This is a genomic window from Streptomyces sp. NPDC006309 (assembly GCF_040613095.1).
In the GTDB taxonomy this organism is placed as follows: domain Bacteria; phylum Actinomycetota; class Actinomycetes; order Streptomycetales; family Streptomycetaceae; genus Streptomyces.
The window spans coordinates 90,389-111,905 of record NZ_JBEXRO010000006.1 but is presented as its reverse complement, the minus strand read 5'-3'; the positions used below and the strand labels follow the sequence as shown (position 1 = coordinate 111,905).

Here is a 21,517-nt window from a genome sequence, read left to right as displayed (position 1 = left end):
TGTCCTCCGGTAGGGCCGGAGGAGGACCCCTCCGCCCGTGGCTCTCGTGGCACACGCGGACGGAGGGGAGCCGGCTCAGCCGTCGAGTCGTACGACCCGGACGGCCCCCGCCGGGACCGCGAGGCGGCCCGCGGCGCGTTCGCCCGTCAGCAGTTCGGTGCCGGGCGTCTCCAGCGGCACCTTGGTGTCGCCGGCGGTGTGGTTGATGACGAAGAGGTAGGTGCCGGACGGGCCGCCGCGGCGCACGACCTCGACGTCGCGGGGCAGGTCGGCGCGCGGGGCGATCCCGGCGTCGCCGGCCGCCCGGGCGAGGACCGCGTCCAGGCCCTGGGCGTCGAGGCGGGTGGAGACGTACCAGGCGGTCCCGCGGCCGGTCCGGTGCCGGGTGACGGCCGGCCGGCCCGCGGTGAGCCCGTCGGCGTACGTCCACACGGTCTCGGCGCCGCGCGGGACGACGAACTCGCTCCACACGTCCCCGGTCAGCGCGGAGCCGTCCGCAGCGGCCAGATGTACGCGTTCGTCCTTCAGCAGCGGCGAGAACTCCTCCACGGTCAGCCCGAGGACGTCGCGCAGCACGCCCGGGCAGGCGCCCTCGTGCACGGCGTCGTGCTCGTCGACGATGCCGGAGAAGTACGACACCAGCAGCGTGCCGCCGTTCTCGGCGTACTCGCGGAGGTTGTTCCCGGCCGCCTCCGTCATCAGGTACAGGGCCGGTACGACGACGAGGGGATAGGCCGACAGGTCGGCTTCCGGGTGGGCGAAGTCGACGGTGAGGTGGCGGTCGTAGAGGGCCTCGTAGAAGGAGTCGGCGCGTTCGCGCGGGTCGTGGTCCTCGCTGGGGCGCCAGGCGAGGTTCTGCGCCCACCAGGACTGCCAGTCCCACAGCATGGCCACGTCGGCCTCGGTACGGGTGCCGCGGACGGCACTCAACGCGTCGACGGCCGACCCGAGTTCGACCACCTCACGCCAGACGCGGGTGTCGGTGCCGCCGTGCGGCAGCATCGCCGAGTGGAACTTCTCGGCGCCCCGCCGGGACTGGCGCCACTGGAAGAACATCGCGCCCTCGGAGCCGCGGGCGACGTGCGCGAGGGAGTTGCGGGCCATCTCGCCGGGGGCCTTGGCGGGGTTGCGGGGCTGCCAGTTGACGCCCGAGGTGGAGTGTTCCAGCAGCAGCCAGGGGGCGCCGCCGGCGACCGAGCGGGTGAGGTCGGCGGCCATGGCGAGGTTGACGTGGGTGCGGCGGCCGTCGGTGATCAGATAGTGGTCGTTGGTGACGAGGTCGACCTCGCGGCCCCAGGCCCAGTAGTCCATGGAGTCGCACTGACTGAGGGCGGTCATGAAGTTGGTGGTGACCGGCACGCCCGGTGAGAGGCGGTGCAGGATGTCCCGTTCGGCGCGGAAGTTCTCCCGGACGGTGGCGTCGGCGAAGCGCCGGTAGTCGAGGGCCTGGCCCGGGTTGCCGGCGGTCGGGGTGGCCCGGGGCGGGTTGATCTGCTCGAAGCCGGAGTAACGCTGGCCCCAGAAAGCGGTGCCCCAGGCCTCGTTGACGGCGTCGACCGTGCCGTAGGTATCCGCGAGCCAGCGGCGGAAGTGGGCCGCGCAGGAGTCGCAGTAGCAGGCCGAAACGGGGACGCCGTACTCGTTGTGGACGTGCCACATCGCCAGCGCCGGGTGGTCGCCGTAGCGCTCGGCGAGTTGGGTGGTGACGGCCGCGGCGGCGGCCCGGTAGTCGGCGTTGCTGTGGCAGATCGCGCCGCGTGAGCCGAACTCGTAGCGCATGCCCTCCGCGGTGACCGGCAGCGCCTCGGGGTGCGCCCGGTAGAACCAGACCGGAGGCACCACGGTCGGTGTGCCGAGGTCGACGCGGATGCCGTGGTCGTGGAGGAGACCGAGGACGCGGTCCAGCCAGCCGAAGTCGTACTCTCCCGGGGCGGGTTCCAGCAGCGCCCAGGAGAAGATCCCGACGCTGACCATGGTGACGCCGGCCTCGTTCATCAGCCGGACGTCCTCCTGCCAGACGGACTCCGGCCACTGCTCGGGGTTGTAGTCGCCGCCGAAGGCGAGTCTGGTGAGGCCCCTGGGGCTGAGGTCAGGCATGGATGCCTCCCGGAGATCGATCATTTGGGAACGTGCACACACATCGTCAGCGGCGCGAGCCCAACATAACCGCACAGCAACAACCATTGACAAGTGTCCGGGATGTTTCTCTACTGTGAACGCTCACAGAAGCATGGCAGGGGCTCTCCGGCTGGAAACGCCCGGGTCATGTGAACGTGCACATCTGCATGGCAGGTCCCCGCAGCGGGCGGGGGCCCAGGTCAGGGGAGAAACCATGCCGCACACGAAGCGCCGCCGCCTCGTGACAACCGCCCTCGCCGTCTCTCTCGGTGCCACCGCCCTCGCGGCCTGCGGTTCCGAGGACGGCAGCAAGGCCGAGTCGGGTCCCGTCTCGCTGACGTACTGGACCTGGACCCCCGGCATGGACAAGGTCGTGGACCTGTGGAACAAGGGGCCGGGCAAGAAGGACCAGATCACCGTCACGGTGAAGAAGCAGGCGTCCGGTGACACGCTGGTCACCAAGATCCTCACCGCGCACAAGGCGAAGAAGGCCCCCGACCTGGTGCAGGCCGAGTACCAGGCGCTGCCGACGCTGGTCAGCAACGACGCGCTGGCCGACATCTCCCAGGAGGCCGGCGGCGTCAAGGACAAGTTCGCCGACGGCGTGTGGCAGCAGACCACGCTCGGCACGGACGCCGTCTACGCGGTGCCGCAGGACATCGGCCCGATGATGTTCTACTACCGCAAGGACCTCTTCGAGAAGTACGGGCTGAAGGTCCCCACCACCTGGGAGCAGTTCGCCCAGACGGCACGGCAGCTGAAGCGGAAGGCGCCCGACAAGGACCTGACCACCTTCTCCGCCAACGACTCCGGACTCTTCGCGGGGCTCGCCCAGCAGGCCGGCGCCAAGTGGTGGACCACGTCCGGTGACAAGTGGAAGGTCGCGATCGACGACGCGGCCACCCGGAAGGTCGCCGGGTTCTGGGGCGGCCTGGTCAAGGAGGGCGTCATCGACAACCAGCCGATGTACACGCCCTCCTGGAACAAGGCCCTCGACACCGGCAGGCAGATCGCCTGGGTGAGCGCCGTGTGGGCGCCGGGCACGCTGACCACGGCGGCGCCGGACACCAAGGGCAAGTGGGCCATGGCCCCGCTCCCCCAGTGGTCGCTGGACCAGGACGCCACCGGCAGCTGGGGCGGCTCCTCGACGGCGGTCACCACCGACTCCGCGCACCAGAAGGCCGCCGCCGAGTTCGCGACCTGGCTGAACACCGACCACGACGCCCTCAACGCGCTGGCCAGGGAGAGCGGCATCTATCCGGCCTCCACCTCGGCCCAGCTCAGCGGCGCCTTCTCCAACCCGCCGGCGTTCTTCGCCGGCCAGCCGGACTTCTACACCCGGGCCGCCGCCATCGCGAAGACCACCGCGCCGTCCGCGTGGGGCCCGAACGTGAACGTCGCCTACACGTCCTTCAAGGACGCCTTCGGCGCCGCCGCGAAGAACAGGTCGGACTTCACCGCCGCCCTGAAGGCGATGCAGGACGACACGGTCGCCGACATGAAGAAGCAGGGCTTCGAGGTCGCTCGGTGAGCAGCTCCGCGAGCGGGACGTCGTACGGGGCCGAGGGGGCCCCGTACGGCCGCCCGTCACCCAGCACCGTCCGCCGGGCGCGGAGCGCGCCCTACGTCTTCCTGGTGCCCGCCACCCTGCTGTTCGCCCTCTTCTTCGCGCTGCCCATCGGCTACGCGGTCTGGCTCAGCTTCCGCAAGGTGCACGTCTCGGGACTGGGCCTCGGCTCGGGTGCCCGCACGGAGGTGTGGGCGGGCTTCGAGAACTACACCGGGGCCTTCCGGGACAGCGAGCTGCTGCGGGGCGCGCTGCGCGTGCTCGGCTACGGCTGCGTCGTCGTCCCGGTGATGCTCGGCCTCGCGCTGCTGTTCGCGCTGATGCTGGACTCCGAGAAGGTGCGGCTCGCCCCGGTCACCCGGCTCGCGATCTTCCTGCCGTACGCCATTCCCGGCGTGGTGGCCGCCCTGCTGTGGGGCTTCCTGTACCTGCCGGACGTCAGCCCGTTCTACTTCGTGCTCGGCCGGCTGGGCCTGCCGCAGCCTGACCTGCTGGACGGCGGGCCGCTCTTCCTCGCCCTGTCGAACATCGCGGTCTGGGGCGGCACCGGCTTCAACATGATCGTCATCTACACCTCGCTGCGGTCCATCCCGGCGGAGGTGTACGAGGCGGCGAAACTGGACGGCGCCACCCCCACGCAGATCGCGCTGCGGATCAAGATCCCGATGGTGGTGCCCTCGCTGGTGCTGACCTTCTTCTTCTCGATCATCGCGACGCTCCAGGTGTTCAACGAGCCGACCACCCTAAAGCCGCTCACCAACTCCGTCAGCACGACCTGGAGTCCGCTGATGAAGGTGTACCAGGACGCCTTCGGCCGGAACGACATCTATTCGGCGGCGGCCGAGGCGACGCTGATCGCCGTCGTCACGCTGCTGCTGTCGTTCGGCTTCCTGCGGGCCGCGAACCGCCGCAACAAGCGGGACGTCAGTCAAGGAGAAGCAGGATGAGTACTCTCGCCGTCCACAAGGCGGCCCCGGCCGCGGGCACCACCCCGGGCACGGCGCTGGGTCCGCCGCGGCGCCGCCGGACCGCGTTGGTCCCGACGGTCACCCTGCTGTTCGGCGCGGTCTACACCCTGCTGCCGGTCGCCTGGGTGGTGATCGCGTCCACCAAGTCCGGGCACGAGCTGTTCTCCACCTTCACGTTCCTGCCGGGCACCGGGTTCGCCGGCAACCTCGCCGACCTCAACGCCTACCGGGACGGCGTCTACTGGACCTGGATGGGCAACTCGGCGCTGTACGCGGGCCTGGGCGCCCTGCTGTCGACCGCCGTGTCGGCGGTCAGCGGGTACGCGCTCGCGACCTACCGTTTCCGGGGCCGCGAGACGATGTTCAACGTGCTGCTCGCCGGTGTGCTGATGCCGCCGGTGATCCTCGCGATCCCGCAGTACCTGCTGCTGGCGAAGGCCGACCTCACGGACTCCTACCTGTCCGTGCTGCTGCCGCAGATCCTCTCCCCCTACGGCGTCTACCTCGCCCGGGTCTACGCGTCCGCCGCCGTTCCGGACGACGTGGTGGAGGCCGGGCGGATGGACGGGGCGGGCGAGTGGCGGATCTTCACCCGGATCGCGCTGCCGATGATGGTCCCCGGCATGGTCACCGTGTTCCTGTTCCAGTTCGTGGCCATCTGGAACAACTTCCTGCTGCCGTACATCATGCTGAGCGACGACGAGAAGTTCCCGCTCACGCTGGGGCTGTACACGCTGCTGGAGCAGGGCTCGAACACGCCCGCGCTGTACACCCTGGTGATCACGGGCGCCTTCCTCGCGGTCCTCCCGCTGATCGCGCTCTTCCTGGTCATTCAGCGGTTCTGGAGCCTGGACCTGCTGTCCGGGGCCGTAAAGTCATGACCATGAGCCATACGGGGGGCCGGCGCAGACCGCCGACGATCCACGACGTGGCGCGCGAGGCGGGTGTCTCGCGCGGCACGGTCTCACGCGTGCTCAACGGCGGGCACTACGTCAGCCCCGCGGCCCAGGAGGCGGTCAACGCCGCGATCCGCAGGACGGGTTACGTCGTCAACCGCCACGCCCGTTCGCTGATCACCGGGCGGTCGGACTCGGTGGGCTTCCTGCTGACCGAGCCGCAGGAGCGGTTCTTCGAGGACCCCAACTTCAATGTGCTGCTGCGTGGTTGCACCCAGGCGCTGGCCGCGCACGACGTCCCGCTGCTGCTGATGCTGGCGGGCACGCAGGACGAACGGCGCCGGATCACGCGGTACATCACGGCCGGCCACGTCGACGGGGTGCTGCTGGTCTCCAGCCACTCCGGTGATCCGGTGGCCGAGGAGCTGCGGGAGGCGGGGGTGCCGCTGGTCGCCTGCGGCAAGCCGATCGGCCTCGGCTCGAAGGTGAGTTATGTGGCCGCCGACGACCGGGACGGGGCCCGGGACATGGTCCGGCACCTGCTGTCGCTGGGCCGCCGCCGGATCGGCGTGGTCACCGGCCCGCTGGACACCCCCGGCGGCGTGGAGCGGCTCGCCGGTTACCGGGAGGTCCTCGCCGAGGCGGGCATCGCGGCCGACGAGCGGCTCGTCGTCTCCGGCGACTACAGCCGGGCCAGCGGCGAGGCGGGCGCGGAACGGCTGCTGGCCCGGGCGCCGGACATGGACGCCGTGTTCGTCGCCTCCGACCTGATGGCGCAGGGCGTGCTGGCGGCCCTGCACCGGGCCGGGAAGCGGGTGCCGGACGACATCGCCGTCGGTGGTTTCGACGACTCGCCGGCGGCGACCGCCGCCAGTCCGGCGCTCACCACGATCCGGCAGCCCTGGGACCGGATCAGCGCCGAGATGGTGCGGGTGCTGCTCGCGCAGATAGGCGGTGAGGACCCGGCGGCGGTGATCCTCCCGACGGAGCTGGTACGGCGCGACTCGGCGTGACGGCCGGCACCCGTCGGCCGCCTCCCCGGCATGGGCGGGGGCCGGCAACCGGTCAGGATCGGAGAAGCCGTGGCGGGTCCTGCGGCCCTACGTTGGGAGCACCGGCGGGAACCCGTCGGGCCACCCATCCCGAAGGAGTGAGTCCCATGACCGAGGGTCTCCGGACGATCATCTACCCCGTGCGCGACCTGGACCGCGCCAAGGCTCTGTTCTCCGCGCTGCTGGGCGTCGAGCCGTACGCGGACGAGCCCTACTACGTCGGCTACAAGGCCGCCGGGCAGGACGTCGGCCTGGACCCGAACGGGCACGCGAAGGGCATGACCGGTCCGGTGCCGTACTGGCACGTCACCGATCTCGCCAAGCGGCTCGCGGCCCTGCTGGACGCCGGCGCGGAACTGCTCCAGGACGCGCAGGACGTCGGCGGCGGCCGGCTGATCGCCTCGGTGAAGGACAGCGACGGCAACCTGGTGGGACTCCTCCAGGACCCGGCCGCCTGAGGTCTGCGGCGGACCGGCCCGGAGCATTAGTTGCACACTCAACAAGTGGCCGGATCGGTGCTACGGTGCCGGTATGGCAGTCAAGACGGCCGAGGCCCGGCTCGAGGAACGCTGGCGGGGCATCCTCACGGTGCACGCGCACACGATGTGCGAGATCGACCGCGCCCTGCACCCCCACGGTCTGGGCGCCAGCGACTTCGAGGTACTGGACATCCTGGCCGCCGAGTCGCCCGCCGAGGGCGACCAGTGCCGGGTGCAGAACCTGGTCGGCCGGGTCCATCTCAGCCAGAGCGCGCTGTCCCGGCTGATCGGTCGGCTGGAGAAGGACGGTCTGGTGGAGCGCTCCGTGTGCGCGGAGGACCGGCGCGGGGTGTGGGTCGCGCTCACCCCCAGGGGCCGCGCGCTGCACGCCGAGGTGCTGCCCCTCCAGCGGGCCGTGCTGCGGCGCATGCTGGCCGAGCAGGAAGGCCCGAGCGGCGGCTGAGCCCGCCCGGCGGGATCTCCGCGCCCCTTGCGGGCGGCACAACGCCGGCAGCCGGTCCACAGCGTCTGTCCGGCGCCGGGCGCATCCGCGCGCCCTCCCGGGCGCGGGGTCAGCGGACGAGCAGGGTGCGTACGCCCTGCGAGGTGAGGGTCAGTCCGTGGGCGGAGCTGCCGTCGATGGCGAGGGAGAGGTCCTCCTCGGGCCACTGCGAGGCGAGTGCGCCGAGCGGGATCAGGCGGTAGCGGGACACGAACGGCAGCAGCTCGGCCATCTCGCCCTCCGAGGTGAACACCGGGACGATCGGGTCGCCCCCGGGCTGTTCGAGGACGGGCAGCGCCACCGTCGAGGCGTCGACGCCCTCCCCGTTGACCGCGTCGTCCGGGACCGGGACGAGTACCTCGCTGTGGGCGAGGGTGTCCAGGGCGGTCTGGTCCTCGGCGTTCACGGCGAGCGCGTCCAGTGCCTGCTGGGCCGGCGTCGGCGTCGGCAGGTCGTCGTGTGCGGGTGTTTCCATGGCAGATCCCCAGGTAGCGGCGGTGTTACGGGCCGGCCGGGCAGGCTGCTGCCCGGGCGTGCTCCGCCTCGCGTACCCGGTGGGGTGCGCGGCATGCGTCGGGGCCGACGGGAGGTCGCGGGGCCGGGCATGCCTGGTGGGCCGCGTGGACGCGGCCGTGCCTTCCCGCGGCGGGGCGGGGCCGGGCGCCGGTGAGCGACGCCGGGGCGGGGCGAGACCGGGCGAGGCGAGACCGGGGCGAGGCCAGACCGGGGCGAGGCGAGACCGGGCGCCGGTGAGCGACGCCGGGCCGGGGCCGCCCCGGTTCCGCCGGGTGACCGAGGCGGCAGCCGGGGCCCGGGCCGTGTCCGGCGTTCCGCCAAGCCGTCGTCCTCGTTCCTGCGCGGTGCCGGTGTCCGTGCCCGTACGGTGCCGGTGCCCGGTGCCGGTGTCGTCCTGCGGGGTGTCCGTGCCGGCTCGGCCGGAGGGGGGCGTCAGGACGAGGTGGCCGGGGACGCACAGGCCGACGGCGTGCTCGGCGAAGGAGCCGCCCGCCGTCCGGCCGGTGCGCCCCGGACGGCGGAGAACCACTCCCCCCGGGGCGCACCGGAGCCGCTCCGCCGCGCGGACACCCGCTGTTCTGCGTGACCGGGTCGCGACCCGGTCACGGCAGCACGTACGTCAACTGTTTCCCCGCCGAGGCCCGGGCGGGCAGTTCACTGATGCCGGGCACGGGCGGCGGAAGCTGCGGGCGGACTGCGGCCCGCTCACGGTCCGGCCTGCGCGCCAGGGCCGGCGAGGGTGGTGGTCCGGATCAAGGGCCGGTACGGCTCCATGATGCGCAGCGCCCTGACATACATGGGAGTGGTGCTGCCCCGGGGGCGTCAAGGCGGCCCGGGGCGGCGCGAGCGTGAGCCGCACCGCCGCCCACCCGGCTGCCACCGGCGTCACCGTGCCCGCTTCACTTCAGCGGTCGAACTCCTCATGGATCGGAGTCTTCGGTTCCTCCCGCAGGTGCTGCGCGACCCCGGGTCTGCCGCGGTGCCGTGCCTGTGGCGACGCCTGCGTGGTGTCGCGACCGGGGCCGGAGTCCGGGGTCGCCCGGACCGCCCGCGCCACCTCCTCCCGGCCGCCGTACACCTCGGCGGGAATACCGCGCAGGGCCCTGACGACCTCGTCCGGGGCGCCCGCCTCGCGCGCGGCCGTGAGCAGCCGGTCCCTGTCCGCCGGGTAGGACACGTCCTTCAGCGCATCCAGCACCTCGGGGACGATGGTGTGCGCAGCGCCCATGACGCCTCCCTCACACGTCGCCCGCGTCCTCGTCCTCGTCCGGGTCCTCCCCCTCCGCCTGGGACGGGGTGGTGCGCGGCGGCTGCTCCGTCTCGGGGGCCTCGTCCTCCGGTTCGCCCTCGGCCTGGGACGGGGTGTTCTCGCTCATCGGGTCTCCTCCCACATGGGTCGCATAGGCGTCACAGGCCTCCGGGTACCCGTGGGCCACACGTCCCTCACCTGGCGGCGTTCCCGTTCCGCTGCCGGTGGGCCGGCGCCCGGTCCACCGGCAGGGACGAGACATCCATCACACCGGGTTCGCCCACTAAGCGCTCCGCATAGTAGAAGGCACTCCCACGACATAAGGGATTTGTCCGGCTTGCCGTGCACACGACCACGTGTCGCTCGTCGCCGCACCGGCCGTTCGGCACCTCACCGCGTTGCCCTCCGCCCACGCGCATCTGACGGACAGACATGAACGCGCAAACATCGCTGTCGCGAAGTCGGCATCTCTCGGGCCGCCCGACAAGAGCCGGGTGGGCCTACTAGGCGGGTTAGTGAAACAGGCCCTTTGCGCTGTCTGTGAAGGCGTCCCGAGAATGAGCGCTCGGCGATCACCGAGTGAGGTTGACGTATGGGCCAGCACCGCAAAACGAAGCACTACCGGCGGATAGTCATCACCGCCCTCGCCATCGGCGCCGTGGGCGTACCGTCCATCGCCCTGGCCTGTTCCGAGTGGCCGTACGGTCCGGACGGGCAGCCGCAAGCCGCCGCGACGACCGCGCCCGTGGGGCAGTGGCAGTACGCGCGCATGCATCACCACCGCAACGTCCAGGAGACCGGAGTACCGCAGACCACCCCGCCGCCCGCGCCCCGGGTCACGGCTCCTCCGAGCGCCGCGCAGAAGACCACGGCCCGTCCGACGGCCCACCCGAGCCTCGCCCCGAAGGCCGCCGCCCATGAGCCCGGGGCGACCACCGCTCCCCGGACGCCGAGGGTCACCCCCTCCGCGCCGGCCTCCGCGGCCCCCGCCGCGCCGACCACCCCGAAGCCCACCGCCACGGCGTCCGGGGTCACCGCCGAGATCCTGCGACTGGTCAACTCCGAGCGCGCCAAGGTCGGTTGCCAGGCCCTGACCCTGAACTCGGCGCTGACCAAGGCCGCGCAGGCGCACAGCGCGGACATGGCGGCCCACCAGAACATGTCGCACACCGGTTCCGACGGCTCGTCCCCGGGCGACCGCATCACGGCCGCCGGCTACGCCTGGAGCGGCTACGGCGAGAACGTCGCCTACGGCTACGGCACGGCGGAGCAGGTCATGGCCGGCTGGATGGCCAGCCCGGGCCACCGGGCCAACATCCTCGACTGTTCCTTCAAGGAGATCGGCGTCGGTCTCGCCCAGCCCGGCAGCTACTGGACGCAGGACTTCGCCACCGCCCGGTGAGAGCCGCCGCGGTCACAGCCTGGTGCCGAAGTCCTGGGTCCACCACGGGCCGCCCGAGCCGTTGTGGACGCCCACGCCGAGGTTCTTGAACGAGCAGTTGAGGATGTTGGCGCGGTGGCCGGGGCTGTGCATCCAGGAGTCCATGACGGCCTGCGGCGTCTGCTGGCCCCGGGCGATGTTCTCGCCGTACGTGGACCAGCGGTAGCCGGCCGCGGTGATCCGTTCACCGGGGCCGGCGCCGTCCGGGTTGGTGTGGTCGAAGAAGCCGCGGGCGGCCATGTCGTCGGAGTGGCCCTGTGCGGCCTTGTCCAGCTGCGCGTCCTCGGTGACCGGACCGCACCCGGCGGCCGACCGCTCCTTGTTCACCAGGGCGACCACCTGTGCCACCGTGCCCGCGGGCGCCGGGGCCGGCGCCGGCTGTGTCCGCGCCGGCGCGGGCCGGGTGGCACTGGGCGTGACACGCGCGGTGCGCTGTGCCTCGGGCGTACCGCTCTTGCGGGCCGGACGCGGGCTCTTGGAGGCGCTCGGCTTCTTCGGGTGCGACGCGGACGGTGACGGGGACGCGGACGGCGAGGACGAGGTCTCGGCGGGGCGCGGGGCCGCCATGTCGACGACGGGAGCGCCCGCGGTGTGCGCGGCGGTGGCGTCCCCGGAGCGCGGGCCGGAGCCGGTGCCGACGTACCAGAGGCCGCCACCTGCGACGCAGGCCGCGACCACGACTCCCCCGACGGCCCGGCGCCGGTTCCGCCGCCGTCGTCGTGCCTCGTCGCGGGCCGTCGTACGCCGGCGAGCGCCCCGGAGCCCGGCCCGGGCGCCCGGACCGGTACCGCCTCCGCCGCCCGGTTCCGCACCGGCGTCCCCCGCGTCCGAGCCGGCGTGCCCCGCGTGCCCCGGGTACTCGGCGTGCCCCGCGTATCCGGTCTGTCCGGCGTCCGCGGCCGGGTGAGCGGTTGCCGTGTCCGGTGCGACGGGTGCGGCCGAGCCGGTCGTGGTCATGCCCGCCGCGGTCATTCCGGGCGTGGACGTGCCGGCCATCGCGGACCGTACCGTCGCGAGCAGCGCCGGTGCCACGGCGACCAGCGCCAGTCCGGCCAGCAGCCCCTCCGCGGGCAGCAGGCCGCTCCACAGCCCGCCGCACCGCGCGCAGTCACGGGCGTGCCGGGCTATTCGCTTGCGCCACAGGGCGGACGGCATGCCGTCCCAGGAGCCCAGTACACCGCGCAGTTCCGCACAGGGCGGCCGGGTGTCGAGCGCCCGTACGACCACGCGGGCCGACTCCAGCCTCGCCTTCATCCGCTGCACCCGTACGGCGGTGTGCTGCGGCGGCACGCCCAGCGCCGCGGCGACCTCGGCCCGGGTCAGTTCGCCGGCACACTCCAGCCACCACAGCGACAGCACCTCCCGGTCGTCCGGCTCCAGCCAGCGGGTGGCGCGCGCCGTCTCCTGGCGCTGGCCGGACAGCTGGAGCCGGACGATGGTCAGGTCCACGAAGTCGGCGCCCGGGTCCGCGACGTCGGCGGCCTCCTCGACGGCGCCGGGAGCGAGCTGCCGGTCCTTCCGGTGCGCCCGGACACGGTTCATCGCGATGGCCACGAGCCAGGAGCGGAAACTCTCGGGGGTCCGCAGGTCGCCGAGCGCGTCGAGGGCGCGGAGCATGGTCTCCTGCACCACGTCGTCGACGTCGACCGAACCGTTCAGGGCCCGGCCCACGATGTTGTACACGAGCGGGAGGTAGGCGCTGACCAGGGCGTCCTGGGCGGCCGGATCTCCCCCTCGGGCGGCGTCGACCAGTGCCGCCGTGTCCACCGTGTGCTGTGTCCTCATCAGAGCTTCCCTGTCCTCGACGCCGAACGATGCTGTCCGTTACCTGGGAGACCGCTGGGTGCGGTGCCGATAACAGTTCTTCGGAAAATCGTTCGACGTGAGACTCACAGGGGCGGTGCCACGGCCGCAATGGAGAAGATCACACCGCGACGGTGCCCCGGCCCGGCGGCAAGTGGCCGCCGGGCCGGGGCACCGATGAGGTCAGGACACCGGTCGGTCCGGTGTCCGCCGGATCAGGAGGGCTTCACCGACGAGACCGCCGTCGCGGTGACCTTGTTGTCGCACTCGGCGAACTGCCCGTCGTCCAGGGCGACCTGGTGCGACCCGGCACCGGGCAGGCCGACCACGAGCGTCGGGAACACGGAGGGCGTCGCGCCGGACACGCAGTACCCGTCTCCCTCACCCTGCACCTGCACGAAGGTCAGCTTCAGCCACGCCTTGCCGCCCGGGGCCACCCGCACGGCGGACGCGGTGCCCTTACGGGTCACCGCCAGCGGGACGGAGTGCTGGGGCGAGCCGTTGGCCGCCCCGGCCACCGTCGGGTGGCCCCGCAGCACGCACGCCGTCGCGGAGACATTCGTGAACCGGACGATCGCCGCGCCGGTGCCGGTGCCGATGGGACGGTGGGCGGCCTGGTACGCCGTCACCTTGAGCGCCTTCGCCGCACAGACCGACGCGGTGGCGGCCGGGGCGGGCGCGGCTGACGTGGAGGCGGCTGACGTGGAGGCGGCTGACGTGGGAGCCGCTGACGCGGGCCGGGTGGCGGTGGGGCGGGCGGTGGCCGGTGCCGTGGTCGAAGTGGCGGTGGTGGAAGGCGTCCTGGCGATCGGTGTGCCCGCCGCCGGTGCCGCGCTCGCCGACTGACAGGCCGTCAGCGACAGGGTGGCGACGACGGCGGCCAGGGCCGCAGCGCTGACGCGGCTGGTGTGTCGGTTCTGCATGGGGTCCCCCGATGTGTGCGGTGTGCGTCCAGGACGACCGGCGCGGCGCCGGTCTCACGTGCACAGACCGGTCGCCGGGGCTCCGGGTTCCCGTGAGCCGCTCCTGTGACACGGCGGTGACGTGATCAGGTCCGGTCCGTCACAGCGGCCGGGACGAGCGGGGCGAGACTCCCGCGCCGCGTCCCGGGCGGCGTGGCGCGCGCCGGGCGGGCCCGGTCCGCGACGAGGATGGCAGCCGGGGACGAACCGGCTGGGAGACGGGTGTGCGGGTGAGGCGGGTATGACGGTGAACCGGGTCGGCCTGGTCGTGCACGGCGGGCGCGCCGAGGCGGTGGCCGCCGCGCGGGCGGTGCGTGAGTGGTGCGCCGAGCACGCGGTGGGCTGCACCGACATCGACGTGTGGCGGGAGGGCGCGCGGCACAGCGCCCGGGAGGAGGTCGAGGCCGCGGGCGATCCCGACCTGGTCGTCACCCTGGGCGGTGACGGCACGTTCCTGCGCGGCGCCCGGCTGGCGGCCGAGAACGACGCCATGGTGCTCGGCGTCGACCTGGGCCGCGTCGGCTTCCTGACGGAGGTTCCGGCCACGGCGGTGCGGGCCGCGCTGGACGCCGTACGGGAGCGGCGGATCACCGTGGAGAGCCGGATGCTCCTCACCCTGCGGGCGTCGTGCCGGCTGGAGGTGCCGGCGCAGATGGAGGCACTGCTGCGGTACGGCCGCGGGCCGCTGCTGCCCCCGCCCCGGGTGCGGGCCGACTGTACGGCGGGCGGGGACTGGGGGGTGGCGCTGAACGTCACCGCGCTGAACGACGTGGTGGTGGAGAAGCTGGCGCGGGACCGGCAGGTGTCGGTCGGGGTCTATCTGGCCGGCCGGCTCCTGGCCGCTTATTCGGCCGACGCGCTGCTGGTGGCGACGCCCACGGGCTCCACCGCGTACAGCTTCGCCGCGGGCGGCCCGGTGGTCTCGCCCCGGGTGGAGGGGCTCGTCTTCACGCCGGTCGCGCCGCACATGGTGTTCAACCGCTCGGTCGTGGCGGCGCCGGATGAGCCGATCGCGCTGCGGGTGCTCGAACGGTCGGGTCAGGCGGCGGTCAGCATCGACGGCCAGCTGCGTGGTGTGCTGAGCCCCGGGGACTGGATCGGTGTGTATGCCGCGCCCCGCCGGCTGAAGGCGGTCCGGCTGGGTCCGACGGACTTCTACGGGCGGCTGCGCGAGCGCATGAACCTCACCGACGCACCGGCCGCGCTCGCCGACGGGGCCGCGGCGCCGCTGTGGCCGGTGACCACACCACCGCCGGAGGATCTGGCCCACCTGGCCATGCCGCCGGCACCCGACGACGCACCGTGGCCGTCCTGAGCCGCCGGGCCGTCCGGAGGTGACGGGCCGTCCTGAGCCGCCGGGCCGTCCGGAGGTGACGGGCCGTCCGGAGGTGACGCGGCCGGCACGGCGCTGACCCGGATGGCCGTTCGACGCCCGGGGCGCTGCCGCGCCGGGTGTGCCCTCTGTGGTCATATATTCCCTGGTGCGCGCGAGGCCGCTGATCGTCGTGGTCCTCGGTCGCACCGGAGAAACGGCCGCCCGGCCGTACCGTACGCGTGGGCGAGCCCCACGGGAACAAGGAGATTGTGATGTCGTCCGTCGAGCTGAACACCAACTTCGGCCGGATCGTGCTGGAGCTCAACGACGCCGAGGCGCCCAAGACCGTCGAGAACTTCCTGACGTACGTGCGCAACGGCCACTACGACGGCACGATCTTCCACCGGGTGATCCCCGGCTTCATGGTCCAGGGCGGCGGTTTCACCCCGGACATGTCCCAGAAGCCCACCCTCGGCGCGATCCAGAACGAGGCCGACAACGGTCTGAAGAACAACGCCTACACGGTGGCGATGGCGCGGACGAGCGACCCGCACTCCGCGACGGCCCAGTTCTTCATCAACGTGTCGGACAACGCCTTCCTCAACTACACGGCGAAGACCCCGAACGGCTGGGGCTACGCCGTGTTCGGCCGGGTCACCGAGGGCCAGGACGTCGTCGACTCCATCAAGGGCGTCAAGACGGGCAGCCGGCAGGGTCACCAGGATGTTCCCGCCGAGCCCGTGGTGATCGAGTCCGCCAAGGTCCTGGGCTGACGCACACCACGCGGGCGGCACCGCTGCGCCGGTGCCGCCTGTGTCGTCCCGGGCCGCCGGCGCCGCTCAGGCCACCGCCCCCGCGGCGGGCCCCAGCCGCCGTAGCGCGGCCCTGACCTCGGCCAGTACGGCCTCCTGCTGCGCCACCAGATAGAAGTGCGCGCCGGGAAAGACCCGCAGCTCGAACGCCCCGTCGGTCTCCTCGGCCCAGGTCCGGGCCTCGTCGGGGGTCAACCGGGGATCGGCGTCGCCGGTCATCGCGACGACGGGGCAGCTCAGCCGCGGTCCGGGAGTGCGCCGGTAGGTCTCCACCGCGCGGTAGTCGGCGCGCAGCACGGGCAGGACCATCCGCAGCAGCTCCTCGTCCTCCAGCAGGGCGGCGTCGGTGCCGTCGAGCTTGGTGACCTCCGCGATCAGCTGCGCGTCGTCGCCCTGGTGGACGGTCTCGGTCCGCACCAGGGACGGGCCCCGGCGGCCGGAGGCGAAGAACATCGCGGGGGGCCGCCCGGCGGCCTCCAGGAGCCGGGCCAGTTCGAACCCGACCATCGCGCCCATGCTGTGGCCGAACAGGACCAGCGGCGTGTCCTCCCCGTCGTCCAGCGCGCGGAACACCCCTTGCGCCAGCTCCTGGATGGAGCCGGCCGGGGGTTCGTCGTAGCGGTCCTGGCGGCCGGGGTACTGCACCGCGCGCACGTCCGCGGCGGGCGAGAGCGCCTTGGAGACAGCGAAGTAGAAGCTCGCGGAGCCGCCGGCGTGCGGCAGGCAGAGCAGCCGCGGCGCGCCCGGCGTCGGGCGGTGGAAACTGCGCAGCCACAACTGGTGTTCCGCGGCGGGCCGTTCGGCCATGGGTCCCCCTCGCTGGACTGTGATACGTGCGATGCGACATGTGCTCGGACAGACGGTACCCGCGCGCCGGCTCCCCGTGCGCGACGGGCGGCGCCCGGGGGGCTGGACACCGGACGGCCAACTTCTTAGCCTTACCGTCCAGAGTTGGACGTTCGGTCGAAGGCCGTGGGAGGAGCGTGTTCCGTGGACGACCTCGCGGACGGCGCGGAGGCGGACGAGCACCTCGTCCGGGAGGCAGAGGAGGACGAGCACCTCGTCCGGGAGGCCGAGAAGATCGCCGTCGCCCTGGGCCGCATGTTCCCGGGTCTGTGCGAGGTGGTCCTGCACGACCTGCGGACCCCGCGCCACGCGGTGCGGGTGATCGAGAACAACCTTTCGGGGCGCCGGATCGGCGACTCGGTAACGGAGTTGGGCCTGGCCCGTATTGCCGACCCGGCGTACCCGAGCGTCCTCCAGAACTATCCCAACCGGTTCCCCGACGGCCGCCCCGCGAAGAGCACGTCCATCGGCATCAGGAACGCGGCCGGCGAGTACATCGCGGCGCTGTGCCTGAACCTCGACGTGTCCGTCCTGTCCCCGGTGACCCTCGCGCTGTCGAACCTCGTGGCCACGGACACCGGGCACCGCGACGAGCCGCTGGAGACCCTGCGGGACCGCAACGCGCGCGAGCTGCGGCAGGCGGTGGAGGCGCACGCCGCGGAGCGTGCGGCGACGCCCCGCTCGCTGAGCCGGGAGGACAAGAAGACGCTCGTACGACAGCTTCGGCGCGACGGCCACTTCACCTCGCGCGACGCCGCACGGACCATCGCGGACCTGCTCGGCGTGTCCCGGGCGACGGTCTACAACTACGCGAAGTGAAGGCCCGCCCATGACCGCCACCTCCTCCCCCGCCGCTCCCTCCCCCGCCGCCCTCGCCCCCGCCGCCCCGGCCCTGGCCGGTCCCGACACCCCGTTCGCCGTGGTCGACGTCCACCAGACGCGGCGCAACATCGCCCGCCTGCGGGCCAGGGCCGACCGGCTCGGGGTTCCCCTGCGCCCCCATGTGAAGATGGCCAAGAGCCTCGACGCCGCCGCCCTCCTGCACGACGGCACCCCCGGCCCCATCACCGTCTCCACCCTCGCCGAGGCGGAGGCCTTCGCCGACGCCGGCTACACCGACATCACCTACGCCGTCGGCATCGATCCCTGCAAACTCCCGGGCGTCATCGCCCTGTCGGGCCGCGGGGTCACCCTGCGCGTCCTGCTGGACAGCGCCGAGCAGGCCCGGTGCGTCGCCGCGGCGGCGGGCGAGGCCCGCATCGCCGTCCCCGCCCAGATCGAGATCGACTGCGACGGCCATCGCGGCGGACTGAAGCCGGACGACCCCGGACTCACCGGCATCGGCCGCATCCTGGACGACGCCGGCTGCCTGGACGGCGTCCTCACCCACGCCGGCGAGTCGTACTTCGCCCCCACCGACGAGGAGCGGCGCGTCGCGGCCGGCCACGAACGCGACAGTGCCGTCGCCGCGGCCGGCCGGCTGTGCGCCGACGGTCTGCCCGTGCCCACCGTCAGCGTGGGCTCCACCCCCACCGCCCACGCCGCCGACGACCAGACCGGCGTCACCGAACTGCGCGCCGGCAACTACGTCTTCCTCGACCTGGTGATGGCGGGCCTCGGCGTGTGCGCCGTCGACGACCTCGCCCTGTCGGTCGCCGTCACCGTCATCGGCCACCGCCCCGAGTACGGCCGGCTCATCACCGACGGCGGCTGGATGGCCATGTCCCGCGACCGCGGCACCGCCGCGCAGGCACGGGACCAGGGCTACGGCCTGGTCGCCGACCTGTCCGGCACGCTGATCCCCGGCCTGGTCATGACCGCCACGAGCCAGGAGCACGGCACCCTCACCGCCCGCGACGGCGCCCCGCTGCCCGCCCTCCCCGTCGGCACCCGCCTGCGCGTCCTGCCCAACCACGCCTGCGCCACCGCCGCCCAGCACCGGGGCTATCACGTCGTGGACGGCTCCCGGGGCTCCGCCGGCGCTCCCGCGATCCAGGCGTTCCGGCCCCGCGTCACCGGCTGGTGACCTGCCCCCGGCATCACCCGGTCCCCCGCCCCCTCACCACCCCAAGGACCCCGAATGGCCGCCGTACCGCCCGTTTCGTTCGACGACGTCCGTGAGGCCGCCGCCCGCCTGAAGGGCATCGTCCACCGCACCCCCGTCCTCACCTCCCGCACCCTGAACTCCCTCGTGGGCGCCGAGGTGTTCATCAAGGCCGAGAACTTCCAGCGGGTCGGTGCCTTCAAGTTCCGCGGCGCTTACAACGCGGCCGCCCAGCTGCCGCCCCGGCAGCTGGCCAGGGGCATCGCGGCCTATTCCTCCGGAAACCACGCCCAGGCCACCGCCCTGGCCGCCCGCGAACTGGGCACCACGGCCGTCATCCTGATGCCCGAGGACGCGCCCCGCTCCAAGCGGGAGGCGACCGCCGGCTACGGGGCGGAGGTCGTCACGTACGACCGCTACACGCAGGACCGCACCGCGCTCGGCCACGCCCTGGCCGCGGACCGGGGCCTGGCCCTGATCCCGCCCTACGACGACCCGCACGTCATCGCCGGGCAGGGCACCGCCGCTCTCGAACTCCTGGAGGACACCGGCCCGCTGGACGCCCTCGTGGTGCCCGTGGGAGGCGGCGGCCTGATCGCGGGCAGCGCCACCGCCGCAACGGCACTGCACCCGGGCATCCGGGTCATCGGCGTCGAGCCGGAGGCCGGTGACGACACCAAGCGCTCCCTGGAGAGCGGCGCACGCGTCACGGTCCCCGTCCCCCGCACCATCGCCGACGGACAGGCGCTGGCCACGCCCGGCGAGATCACCTTTCCCCTCAACCAGCGCCTGGTGGACGGTATCGCCCTGGTCAGCGACGCCGAGATCGTCACCGCCATGCGCTTCGCCTTCGAGCGCCTGAAGATCGTCCTCGAACCGAGCGGCGCCACACCGCTGGCCGCCCTCCTGGCCGGCCGCGTCGACAACCCGCCGCGGCGGATCGGCCTGATCGCGTCCGGCGGCAACATCGACACCCGGCGCTTCACCGAACTCCTCACCGCCTGACCGGCGCTGACCGGCCGTGCGGGCCGGCGGGCCGGCTCCGGCCGTGGCCGCGGTTCCCTGCCGTCGACGGGCTAAGACGTCCTCACGCCGGATGTCTTCCCAATGGGCAGGCGTAAGCCCTTCTTCCAGGGGCACGTGAGGATCAACAGACTTTGTGCACCGTGGAAGGAGAAGTCGTGTCGTTCTTGTGGGCCATCATCGCGGGACTGATCATCGGACTGCTGGCCAAGCTGGTCCTCCCGGGGCGTCAGCCCATCCCGCTCTGGCTGACGGTCATCATGGGTATCATCGGCGCGGTCGCCGGTAACGCGCTCGCCACTGCCTTCGGCGTCGGTGACACCGGCGGCATCGACTGGATCCGCCACATCTTCCAGATAGGCGTCGCAGCTCTCCTCATCGCTTTCGTCACCCCGCTCTGGGCCCGACGACACGCGTGAACCCCCGCGTGAGAAGTCCCCGTCAGCACCCGCTGCCGGGGACTTGCCCATGTACGGGGCGTTTCAGCCCCCGAAACGGTGAAACCCAGCTCTTGTCCCTATGACGAGATGGTCCAGGAGGACTCATGGCTACAGGTGAGACCGGATTCAGTGACGTCGTGTTCGACCTCATCTCCGTGCAGTACCACTCCCTGAAGGCCGGACACGACTACGGCCAGTACGTGCGCGACGCGGAGAACGCGGGCAAGAAGGAGATCGCCGACTTCTTCCGCGGCGTCATGGAGCAGGACTCCGAGCGCGCCGCCCGTTGTCACCGGTTCCTGGCCGAGCTGTCCGGCACGGAGGACGCCGGTCCGGCGGTGAGCTGACGGCATGCCCGGCCCGCGGCGCGGGCCGGGGGACGGCGAACGGAGGCGGCTGCCGGTCCGGCAGCCGCCTCCGTTTGCCGTCCGGGCAGCGGGGGACCCGGCCGCCCATGAGCACTCCGCCTCGTAGCCGCGGCCGTTCCCCGCGGCAGAACACATTCCTTCGGCTGCTGGACCGGCTGGAACGGGACCCGCGGGCCGACCGTGTGATCGACGCCCTGCGCACGGGCACGCGGTCCCTGCCGCTCGGCGCGGCACGGGACGCGCTCCATGGCAGGTGGCTGGGCCACCCGGTGCATCCGCTGATGGTGCAGGTGCCGATCGGGAGCTGGCTGTCCGCCGCGGTGCTGGATCTGCGGCCCGTACGCTCCCCCGGCTCGGCGCTGCTGATCGGCGTCGGGCTGGCCACGGCCGCGCCCGCCGCCCTGGCCGGTGCCGTGGACTGGGCCGAGCTGCACCCCCAGCAGCAGCGCATCGGTCTGGTGCACGCCCTGGCCAACACGGCGGCGGTCGGCCTGTACGGCGTCTCGCTCGTCCGGCGCCTCCAGGGCCGTGAGGCGGCGGGCCGCGCGTACGGGTTCCTGGGACTGACCGCGGTCGGACTCGGCGGAGCCCTGGGCGGGCACCTGGCCTATCGCCAGGCCTCCGGCGCCAATCACACGGAAGAGGTTCCGCACGTCGTCACCGAGGGCTGGCACCGTGTCGGCCCCGTCGAGACGTTCCCGCCCGGTCAGGCCGTGCGGCGCAGCGTGGACGACGTCCCCGTGCTGGTCGTACGGGAGGACGGGGGGACGCTGCACGCGCTGGCCGAACGGTGCAGCCATCTCGCCGGGCCGCTGTCGGAGGGCACGGTCGCCGACGGCTGTGTCCGGTGCCCCTGGCACGGCAGCGTCTTCCGGCTCTCGGACGGCCTCAACGTACGCGGTCCGGCCACCGCGCCCCAGCCCGCCTTCGACGCGCGGACCGTCGACGGTCACGTCGAGGTGCGGCTGCGCCGGCCGGACCGGGACCACGGATCGCCGGCAGGCCGGCAGGGGGACGGGCGGGAGACCTGACCCGGAGCGGACACGGGCGCCGACCGCGGCGGGTGACCGGCCCGCCGCGGTCGCGCGCACGGGGTGCGCCGGCCCCCGGGACCGG

Annotated in this window: 23 protein-coding genes; 16 read left to right on the top strand and 7 right to left on the bottom strand. The window is 72.9% G+C overall.

Going from position 1 to position 21,517, the window contains the following annotated elements; genetic code table 11:
- Window positions 1-75: 75 nt before the first annotated feature.
- The gene (locus tag ABZ117_RS11320; protein WP_356819556.1) at window positions 76-2,097 is read right to left on the bottom strand and encodes a beta-galactosidase; all 2,022 of its coding nucleotides are present in this window, start codon (window positions 2,095-2,097) and stop codon (window positions 76-78) included.
- Window positions 2,098-2,332: 235 nt separating this feature from the next.
- Here ABZ117_RS11320 and ABZ117_RS11315 point away from each other — a divergent pair, with 235 nt between their 5' ends.
- The 6 genes from ABZ117_RS11315 to ABZ117_RS11290 all read left to right on the top strand — a co-directional run bounded on the left by ABZ117_RS11315 (window position 2,333) and on the right by ABZ117_RS11290 (window position 7,543).
- The gene (locus ABZ117_RS11315) at window positions 2,333-3,649 is read left to right on the top strand and encodes an extracellular solute-binding protein (RefSeq protein WP_356819554.1); all 1,317 of its coding nucleotides are present in this window, start codon (window positions 2,333-2,335) and stop codon (window positions 3,647-3,649) included.
- Between the two features lie 101 nt (window positions 3,650-3,750).
- Window positions 3,751-4,632 (top strand): sugar ABC transporter permease, encoded by an 882-nt coding sequence (locus ABZ117_RS11310; RefSeq protein ID WP_356819853.1) that lies wholly within the window; start codon window positions 3,751-3,753, stop codon window positions 4,630-4,632.
- The gene (locus ABZ117_RS11305; RefSeq protein WP_356819552.1) at window positions 4,629-5,534 is read left to right on the top strand and encodes a carbohydrate ABC transporter permease; all 906 of its coding nucleotides are present in this window, start codon (window positions 4,629-4,631) and stop codon (window positions 5,532-5,534) included. Before ABZ117_RS11310 ends, ABZ117_RS11305 begins: the two co-directional genes overlap by 4 nt.
- A complete protein-coding gene (locus ABZ117_RS11300) occupies window positions 5,531-6,562 on the top strand; it encodes a LacI family DNA-binding transcriptional regulator (RefSeq protein WP_356819550.1) in 1,032 nt (343 codons plus the stop codon). The genes ABZ117_RS11305 and ABZ117_RS11300 overlap by 4 nt, the downstream gene beginning before the upstream one ends.
- A gap of 146 nt (window positions 6,563-6,708) precedes the next feature.
- Window positions 6,709-7,059 (top strand): VOC family protein, encoded by a 351-nt coding sequence (locus tag ABZ117_RS11295; protein ID WP_356819548.1) that lies wholly within the window; start codon window positions 6,709-6,711, stop codon window positions 7,057-7,059.
- Window positions 7,060-7,132: 73 nt separating this feature from the next.
- Window positions 7,133-7,543, top strand: a complete 411-nt coding sequence (locus ABZ117_RS11290) for a MarR family transcriptional regulator (RefSeq protein ID WP_356819546.1) — start codon at window positions 7,133-7,135, stop codon at window positions 7,541-7,543.
- Window positions 7,544-7,652: 109 nt separating this feature from the next.
- On the opposite strand, the gene ABZ117_RS11285 is transcribed toward ABZ117_RS11290, so the two are convergent.
- The 3 genes from ABZ117_RS11285 to ABZ117_RS11275 all read right to left on the bottom strand — a co-directional run bounded on the left by ABZ117_RS11285 (window position 7,653) and on the right by ABZ117_RS11275 (window position 9,474).
- Window positions 7,653-8,057, bottom strand: coding sequence for an SseB family protein (locus ABZ117_RS11285; protein ID WP_356819544.1), 405 nt, complete (start codon window positions 8,055-8,057; stop codon window positions 7,653-7,655).
- Between the two features lie 945 nt (window positions 8,058-9,002).
- Window positions 9,003-9,326 carry a DUF2795 domain-containing protein gene (locus tag ABZ117_RS11280; protein WP_356819542.1) on the bottom strand — a complete coding sequence of 108 codons (324 nt, stop codon included), beginning with the start codon at window positions 9,324-9,326 and terminating at the stop codon, window positions 9,003-9,005.
- Between the two features lie 10 nt (window positions 9,327-9,336).
- On the bottom strand, window positions 9,337-9,474 hold the full coding sequence (locus ABZ117_RS11275; protein WP_356819540.1) for a hypothetical protein: 138 nt from the start codon (window positions 9,472-9,474) through the stop codon (window positions 9,337-9,339).
- Between the two features lie 465 nt (window positions 9,475-9,939).
- Between ABZ117_RS11275 and ABZ117_RS11270 the strand changes: the two genes are divergently transcribed.
- Window positions 9,940-10,749 (top strand): CAP domain-containing protein, encoded by an 810-nt coding sequence (locus ABZ117_RS11270; RefSeq protein WP_356819538.1) that lies wholly within the window; start codon window positions 9,940-9,942, stop codon window positions 10,747-10,749.
- Between the two features lie 12 nt (window positions 10,750-10,761).
- On the opposite strand, the gene ABZ117_RS11265 is transcribed toward ABZ117_RS11270, so the two are convergent.
- Window positions 10,762-12,573 carry a sigma-70 family RNA polymerase sigma factor gene (locus tag ABZ117_RS11265; protein WP_356819537.1) on the bottom strand — a complete coding sequence of 604 codons (1,812 nt, stop codon included), beginning with the start codon at window positions 12,571-12,573 and terminating at the stop codon, window positions 10,762-10,764.
- 233 nt (window positions 12,574-12,806) lie between these two features.
- Window positions 12,807-13,220, bottom strand: a complete 414-nt coding sequence (locus ABZ117_RS11260) for a DUF4232 domain-containing protein (protein WP_356819536.1) — start codon at window positions 13,218-13,220, stop codon at window positions 12,807-12,809.
- Window position 13,221: 1 nt separating this feature from the next.
- Here ABZ117_RS11260 and ABZ117_RS11255 point away from each other — a divergent pair, with 1 nt between their 5' ends.
- The 3 genes from ABZ117_RS11255 (at window position 13,222) to ABZ117_RS11245 (ending at window position 15,641) form a co-directional block, all read left to right on the top strand.
- Window positions 13,222-13,437: a hypothetical protein gene (locus tag ABZ117_RS11255; protein ID WP_356819534.1), complete on the top strand. Its 216-nt coding sequence runs from the start codon at window positions 13,222-13,224 to the stop codon at window positions 13,435-13,437.
- A gap of 357 nt (window positions 13,438-13,794) precedes the next feature.
- On the top strand, window positions 13,795-14,868 hold the full coding sequence (locus ABZ117_RS11250; RefSeq protein ID WP_356819532.1) for an NAD(+)/NADH kinase: 1,074 nt from the start codon (window positions 13,795-13,797) through the stop codon (window positions 14,866-14,868).
- A gap of 272 nt (window positions 14,869-15,140) precedes the next feature.
- Window positions 15,141-15,641 (top strand): peptidylprolyl isomerase, encoded by a 501-nt coding sequence (locus ABZ117_RS11245; RefSeq protein WP_356819530.1) that lies wholly within the window; start codon window positions 15,141-15,143, stop codon window positions 15,639-15,641.
- A gap of 66 nt (window positions 15,642-15,707) precedes the next feature.
- Here ABZ117_RS11245 and ABZ117_RS11240 read toward each other — a convergent pair whose 3' ends face one another.
- Entirely contained in the window at window positions 15,708-16,487 is a 780-nt protein-coding gene (locus tag ABZ117_RS11240) for an alpha/beta fold hydrolase (protein ID WP_356819528.1), read from the bottom strand.
- A 183-nt stretch (window positions 16,488-16,670) separates the two neighbouring features.
- On the opposite strand from ABZ117_RS11240, the gene ABZ117_RS11235 reads away from it, so the two are divergent.
- The 6 genes from ABZ117_RS11235 to ABZ117_RS11210 all read left to right on the top strand — a co-directional run bounded on the left by ABZ117_RS11235 (window position 16,671) and on the right by ABZ117_RS11210 (window position 21,432).
- Window positions 16,671-17,345 (top strand): PAS domain-containing protein, encoded by a 675-nt coding sequence (locus tag ABZ117_RS11235; RefSeq protein WP_356819526.1) that lies wholly within the window; start codon window positions 16,671-16,673, stop codon window positions 17,343-17,345.
- A gap of 10 nt (window positions 17,346-17,355) precedes the next feature.
- Window positions 17,356-18,552 (top strand): alanine racemase, encoded by a 1,197-nt coding sequence (locus tag ABZ117_RS11230; RefSeq protein WP_356819524.1) that lies wholly within the window; start codon window positions 17,356-17,358, stop codon window positions 18,550-18,552.
- Between the two features lie 54 nt (window positions 18,553-18,606).
- The gene (locus tag ABZ117_RS11225) at window positions 18,607-19,575 is read left to right on the top strand and encodes a threo-3-hydroxy-L-aspartate ammonia-lyase (RefSeq protein ID WP_356819522.1); all 969 of its coding nucleotides are present in this window, start codon (window positions 18,607-18,609) and stop codon (window positions 19,573-19,575) included.
- A gap of 176 nt (window positions 19,576-19,751) precedes the next feature.
- A complete protein-coding gene (locus ABZ117_RS11220; protein WP_121790226.1) occupies window positions 19,752-20,012 on the top strand; it encodes a GlsB/YeaQ/YmgE family stress response membrane protein in 261 nt (86 codons plus the stop codon).
- Window positions 20,013-20,137: 125 nt separating this feature from the next.
- Window positions 20,138-20,380 (top strand): acyl carrier protein, encoded by a 243-nt coding sequence (locus ABZ117_RS11215; RefSeq protein WP_356819519.1) that lies wholly within the window; start codon window positions 20,138-20,140, stop codon window positions 20,378-20,380.
- A 107-nt stretch (window positions 20,381-20,487) separates the two neighbouring features.
- On the top strand, window positions 20,488-21,432 hold the full coding sequence (locus ABZ117_RS11210; RefSeq protein ID WP_356819517.1) for a Rieske (2Fe-2S) protein: 945 nt from the start codon (window positions 20,488-20,490) through the stop codon (window positions 21,430-21,432).
- Window positions 21,433-21,517 lie beyond the last annotated feature (85 nt).

Excerpts from the sequence above, each read along its gene's own strand:
- ABZ117_RS11295 (WP_356819548.1), top strand. The coding sequence starts at position 6,709 with ATGACCGAGGGTCTCCGGACGATCATCTACCCCGTGCGCGACCTGGAC.
- ABZ117_RS11305 (WP_356819552.1), top strand. The coding sequence starts at position 4,629 with ATGAGTACTCTCGCCGTCCACAAGGCGGCCCCGGCCGCGGGCACCACC.
- ABZ117_RS11215 (WP_356819519.1), top strand. The coding sequence starts at position 20,138 with ATGGCTACAGGTGAGACCGGATTCAGTGACGTCGTGTTCGACCTCATC.
- ABZ117_RS11290 (WP_356819546.1), top strand. The coding sequence starts at position 7,133 with ATGGCAGTCAAGACGGCCGAGGCCCGGCTCGAGGAACGCTGGCGGGGC.
- ABZ117_RS11265 (WP_356819537.1), bottom strand. The coding sequence starts at position 12,573 with ATGAGGACACAGCACACGGTGGACACGGCGGCACTGGTCGACGCCGCC.
- ABZ117_RS11240 (WP_356819528.1), bottom strand. The coding sequence starts at position 16,487 with ATGGCCGAACGGCCCGCCGCGGAACACCAGTTGTGGCTGCGCAGTTTC.
- ABZ117_RS11225 (WP_356819522.1), top strand. The coding sequence starts at position 18,607 with ATGGCCGCCGTACCGCCCGTTTCGTTCGACGACGTCCGTGAGGCCGCC.
- ABZ117_RS11245 (WP_356819530.1), top strand. The coding sequence starts at position 15,141 with ATGTCGTCCGTCGAGCTGAACACCAACTTCGGCCGGATCGTGCTGGAG.
- ABZ117_RS11315 (WP_356819554.1), top strand. The coding sequence starts at position 2,333 with ATGCCGCACACGAAGCGCCGCCGCCTCGTGACAACCGCCCTCGCCGTC.
- ABZ117_RS11300 (WP_356819550.1), top strand. The coding sequence starts at position 5,531 with ATGACCATGAGCCATACGGGGGGCCGGCGCAGACCGCCGACGATCCAC.
- ABZ117_RS11320 (WP_356819556.1), bottom strand. The coding sequence starts at position 2,097 with ATGCCTGACCTCAGCCCCAGGGGCCTCACCAGACTCGCCTTCGGCGGC.
- ABZ117_RS11285 (WP_356819544.1), bottom strand. The coding sequence starts at position 8,057 with ATGGAAACACCCGCACACGACGACCTGCCGACGCCGACGCCGGCCCAG.
- ABZ117_RS11270 (WP_356819538.1), top strand. The coding sequence starts at position 9,940 with ATGGGCCAGCACCGCAAAACGAAGCACTACCGGCGGATAGTCATCACC.
- ABZ117_RS11230 (WP_356819524.1), top strand. The coding sequence starts at position 17,356 with ATGACCGCCACCTCCTCCCCCGCCGCTCCCTCCCCCGCCGCCCTCGCC.
- ABZ117_RS11250 (WP_356819532.1), top strand. The coding sequence starts at position 13,795 with ATGACGGTGAACCGGGTCGGCCTGGTCGTGCACGGCGGGCGCGCCGAG.
- ABZ117_RS11275 (WP_356819540.1), bottom strand. The coding sequence starts at position 9,474 with ATGAGCGAGAACACCCCGTCCCAGGCCGAGGGCGAACCGGAGGACGAG.
- ABZ117_RS11280 (WP_356819542.1), bottom strand. The coding sequence starts at position 9,326 with ATGGGCGCTGCGCACACCATCGTCCCCGAGGTGCTGGATGCGCTGAAG.
- ABZ117_RS11210 (WP_356819517.1), top strand. The coding sequence starts at position 20,488 with ATGAGCACTCCGCCTCGTAGCCGCGGCCGTTCCCCGCGGCAGAACACA.